This is a genomic window from Okeania sp. SIO1H4 (genome assembly GCF_010672695.1).
GTDB lineage: Bacteria > Cyanobacteriota > Cyanobacteriia > Cyanobacteriales > Microcoleaceae > Okeania > Okeania hirsuta.
Genome location: NZ_JAAHGB010000145.1, coordinates 1 through 4,714, shown reverse-complemented (window position 1 = coordinate 4,714; position 4,714 = coordinate 1). Strand labels below are relative to the sequence as shown.

Below are 4,714 nucleotides of genomic sequence, written 5' to 3'. Positions count from 1 at the left end.
ACTTTTTTGTGAAGTATGGCAAGTCTTTTTACGGCTTTGGCTCTGTTAAAAGAGCCAAATTTCTTTTTGTTGACACGGCGTTGATAACGAGTTAGTCGTTTTTTGGCTTGCTGATAGGCTTTAGGGTTGGCAAAGGGTGTGCCATCGCTACAAGTTGCTAAAGTATTTATACCTACATCTACACCGATAACATCTCGTTTTTTGGCAGTATGGGTTGGTTCATTATCATATTTAAAGCTGATGTACCAATTATTTGCCCGTTTAGATATTCTCACATTAAGGAAAATATCGTGAACAAACAACAGATGTGGGAATTTTTCCACCCAATGCTTTTGGTTTGTACGATATGCACGGGAATGTCTGGGAATGGTGTGCTGATAATTGGCATGATAATTATAATGGAGCGCCTACAGATGGAAGTGTTTGGTTAGATGGAAATAAGAATCTTTCACCGCTGCGTGGTGGCTCCTGGATCTACGGTCCTAATCCTTGCCGTTCCGCGTTTCGCATCATCAACTATTGGCGCGACGACCTCATCAACTTTGTTGGTTTTCGTCTTGTGTGTTCAGGCGGGAGAACTCTTTTCCCCTTTTCTCTTTTCCCCTTTTCCCTCTTTTTCTTTTTTCTTTCCTTCCCACGAAGCGGGAAAAATTTTTTTTCAGAGTGGGAGAAGTCAGAGTAAGACAAGGATTTTGCTAGGGATGCACCGATGGATGTCGGGATGATTAATCTGCATTTTGTGAGGCTACTAAAAAAATCGGCGCTGAAAGGGATTTCCCCTTGCATCGGCAAAAAAATCATAGTATTATGTAATAGTTGGGGTTTTTTGTACCTATGTATGATTTTTTATTCAATGCCAAAACATCGCCAGACACAGATTTTGCCACGGATGTACGGATGATTATGTTGCCTAGTAAAAGCGATCGCTCAACTTCAGAGAAAAAAATTATCTTGTGAAGCACCAAAAGAAAATCATTAGCAGGAGAAATATAGAAGCGATGGCTCAAATTCCGAGAAAAAAACTTCATTGTGTGAAGCACTAAAAAAGAAAAAGTCAGTGGCAGGAAGATTTGACTGTTCCATCACAAGGCAAGAATTTTGCCCAGCCAGAAAGAGAGCATCTGCATTTTGTTAAGCTGCCAAAAAAATCGGCGCTGAAAAGATTTTCCCTTGCATCGGCAAAAAAATCATAGTAGTATGTAATAATTGGGGTTATATATACATATACATGACTTTTTATTCAACGCCAAAACATCGCCAGACACAGATTTTGCCACGGATGTACGGATAATTATGTTGCCTTAGCAGAAGCGATCGCCTTTTTCAGTTATCAGTGAAAAGTCTCTAGGTTATGGGTATCGCTTTGATTATAGATAAAACATCCTGTGAAGCACTCGGAAAAAGTCAGGAGAAATAGAGAAGCGATAGAACGACCTTCCGCATTTGAGCGATCGCTCAAACTTAGAGCAAAACTTCATTGTGTGAAGCACCAATGAAGAAAAAGTGAGTGGTAGGAAGATTTGACTATTCAATAACAAGGCAAGAATTTTGCCCAGAAACAGAACCTCTGCATTTTGTTAAGCTGCCAAAAAAGTCGGCGCTGAAAAGAATTTCCCCTTGCATTGGCAAAAAAATTATAGTACTATGTAAGGATTACGTGTTGTTCGTACCCAAGCATGACTTTTTATTCAACTAAAAATATAAATATGTAGATTAGGTTTTAAGCTGTCGCCGAAGTAACAGTAAAATCACATCAACTTAGATAGAATCAAAAATATATCAAAATATTAAGTAAAAATGAAAGTCGAAGAAGCATTGGAAGTTCTGGAGACAGTTCTACCTCCAGGCTCCTTAAACGCTGTAAAAAGAAAAGTATTTTCTCAAGCATGGGAAGGTAAAGCATATTCTGAAATTGCCGAGCAAGCAGGTTATGACCCAGACTACATAAAAGGAGTAGCTGCAAACTTATGGCAAAGTCTTTCTGGTGTCTTAGACGAAAAAGTAACCAAGAAAAACTTTCGCGCTCTGCTGAGACAAAAATTTGGTACTCACAAATCATGTCTTGCCAAAACAGAACTAAACATTCAACAATATATATTCCAATCTTCTACAGAAACAAAAAAAACACTGTCTAAACCAAAAATTGATTGGGGAGAAGCCATAGATGTTTCTGTTTTTTACGGACGCTCTCAAGAACTAAATCAACTACAACAATATATTATCGGAGATGGCTGTCGTTTAGTAGCATTACTAGGTATGGGAGGCATTGGTAAAACAGCAGTAGCAGCAAAAGTCGCCCAACAACTACAGAATGAATTTGACTATATAATCTGGCGATCGCTCCGCCATGCTCCCTCCCTAGAAACAATTCTCACTCAACTAGTGTCATTTTTATCCCAGCAAGAATGTAGCCAAGGGGAACTAAGCAAACTAATTGAATACTTGCGCAACTCACGTTGCCTAATAATTTTAGATAGTGTCGAAAGCATTTTACAAACTGGATGTACAGGTCACTATCGCCCTGGCTACGAAAACTACAGTCAACTCTTTCATTTAATCGGCGAAACATCCCACTCTAGCAGTCTCATCCTCACCAGTCGAGAAAAACCTCCTGAAGTAGCAGCCTTTGAAAGTATAGATGCAGCAGTACGCTCCCTACAACTACTGGGTTCTAAAGAAGTAGCCCATGCCTTACTAAAAACCAACAAAATATTAGGCTCAGAAACACAAAAACAACAGCTCAGTGAATATTATAGCTATAGTCCCCTAGCCTTAAAAATTGTCACCAGTTCCATCACAGACTTATTTGATGGAGACCTGTCAGAATTTCTGCAACATGGCACAACCACCTTCAATGGTATTCGTCGCCTCCTCGACCAACACTTTCAGCGTCTCTCAGAGCTAGAAAAAAAAATCATAGTTTGGTTGGCAATTAACCAAGACTGGACGAATGTCAAAAAATTGCAAACCGATATTGTGCCAGCAATTTCCAAAGCAAATCTCTTAGAAAGTTTAGAAGCTCTCATCTGGCGCTCTCTAGTCAAGAAAAAATCAAGTATGTATACAGTCGAACCTGTAGTAATGGAGTATATTCTTCACTATTTAATTGAACAGGTTGTTGCTGAGTTAACTACTGCCAACTTAGACTTATTTCTCAGTCATTCTTTAATCATTACTACTGGCAAGCGCTATATTAAAGAACGACAAAATAAGCTGATTATAGAACCTATTGCCAGACAACTCAGCACAATATTTAGTTCTACTCGAGCGCTAGAACAACAATTATTATTAATTTTAAACAAGCTACAAGCAAGTGAAACTTCTTTATGTGGTTATGGCATTGAAAATCTGATTAACCTGTGCATGAAACTACAGATTGACTTAATGGTAGGTGACATTTCTCCCTGTCAAATAGAATCTCATAAATCTGCTAATACCTGCTCCCAAAAAGCTATTGAAGTATTATCTACAGTTAACTCGAAATCTTCTAACTATTGTACAATAGTTCCTGAGAAACTTTGTCCTGCTATTAGTCAAGCAGATAGACAAAAGTGCCATGAAAGTAATAACTCACAGTTGCTAGATCGTAGTTCTTGTGTTTGTCCTACTAATTCTGTAAATTTGTCTGAGCAAACTTGTTTAGAACCAGCAAAGCAAGAAGATGAAAATCTTTTAGACTGCCCAATGTTGTTGGAAAAAATGCAAATACCGACATTGGGTAATATTGCTGTTATCGCTTCTAGTCCAAATAGAGATTTTTTAGCGATCGCGGATAAATTGGGAGAGATTCGTTTGTTGCCAATGGTGAATCATCAGCCACATCTAGTTTTTGAGGGTCATACTCAAGAAATACATTCTATTGTTTGGAGTCCAGATGGAAATCTTCTCGCAACTGGTAGCAGCGATCAAACAGTAAGATTATGGGATATTAATACAGGTAAATGTCTTCATATTTTTGAGGGACATAAAGCTCGAATTAATTCCTTAGTTTGGAGTCAGAATAATCAAACTATTGCTAGTAGAAGTGAAGATGAAACTATTAAACTCTGGGATATTTCTACTGGCGAATGTTTGCATACTTGGTTAGCTGAAAATTTTCTTCAATCCTCTACTAACTTGGATTTACTATCAATTGATATGTATGAATTTTTAGCTCCTACTTTTTATGATGTTGAATGTCCTGTTAGTCTAAGTATTAATCAAATAAGCTTTTTTTGAGGTTGTAGATTATCAATTTAATTGTACGCCCATAGTATCTTTCTTTGCATATAAAACTTAGGGAAATTATCTGATTTTTTTGATTTTTTTAGTTTTATCTGTGTTTGTAATACTGATATACTTCCCTAAAACCATTTTACAATAGATAACTGAAATAATAATTCCCTGTTTCCTCGCGCTATAGTACAAATTTATATTATGAAAAAAATTAATCGTCGAAGATTTTTAAACTTAAGTTCTAGTAGCGCTATTGCTGTTTTAATCGCTCAATGTAGCAACGGTAATACTCAAGAAAAGTTCCAAACATTTTCATCCGAATATAAAATTAACCAAAGCCAAGATGGTCTTTTAGAAGTAAATTTAATAGCCAGTATTAATAAAATAAATCTAGGAAATAAACAAGCTTATGCATTAAACTATAACGGACAAATTCCCGGACCGAGATTAGAAGCAAAACCAGGAGATACAATTAGGATTAATTTTACTAACAAATTAC

At 36.9% G+C, this 4,714-nt stretch carries 5 protein-coding genes; 4 read left to right on the top strand and 1 reads right to left on the bottom strand.

The window, feature by feature from the left end:
* A partial coding sequence (locus F6K06_RS33120; protein ID WP_353734952.1) for a transposase occupies positions 1-323 on the bottom strand: 323 nt, incomplete at its 3' end.
* On the opposite strand from F6K06_RS33120, the gene F6K06_RS33115 reads away from it, so the two are divergent.
* From F6K06_RS33115 to F6K06_RS33100, 4 genes are all read left to right on the top strand, one after another.
* The gene (locus tag F6K06_RS33115) at positions 308-682 is read left to right on the top strand and encodes a formylglycine-generating enzyme family protein (RefSeq protein WP_124146435.1); all 375 of its coding nucleotides are present in this window, start codon (positions 308-310) and stop codon (positions 680-682) included. The two genes, F6K06_RS33120 and F6K06_RS33115, sit on opposite strands and share 16 nt — an antisense overlap.
* A gap of 152 nt (positions 683-834) precedes the next feature.
* Positions 835-957 carry a hypothetical protein gene (locus tag F6K06_RS33110; protein ID WP_275670426.1) on the top strand — a complete coding sequence of 41 codons (123 nt, stop codon included), beginning with the start codon at positions 835-837 and terminating at the stop codon, positions 955-957.
* A gap of 840 nt (positions 958-1,797) precedes the next feature.
* The gene (locus F6K06_RS33105; protein WP_124146434.1) at positions 1,798-4,218 is read left to right on the top strand and encodes an NB-ARC domain-containing protein; all 2,421 of its coding nucleotides are present in this window, start codon (positions 1,798-1,800) and stop codon (positions 4,216-4,218) included.
* A 198-nt stretch (positions 4,219-4,416) separates the two neighbouring features.
* Positions 4,417-4,714 (top strand): multicopper oxidase domain-containing protein (locus F6K06_RS33100; protein ID WP_287245189.1); only part of this gene is annotated, 298 nt, incomplete at its 3' end.

Coding starts and splice junctions, on each gene's coding strand:
- F6K06_RS33110 (WP_275670426.1), top strand. CDS start 835: ATGTATGATTTTTTATTCAATGCCAAAACATCGCCAGACACAGATTTT.
- F6K06_RS33105 (WP_124146434.1), top strand. CDS start 1,798: ATGAAAGTCGAAGAAGCATTGGAAGTTCTGGAGACAGTTCTACCTCCA.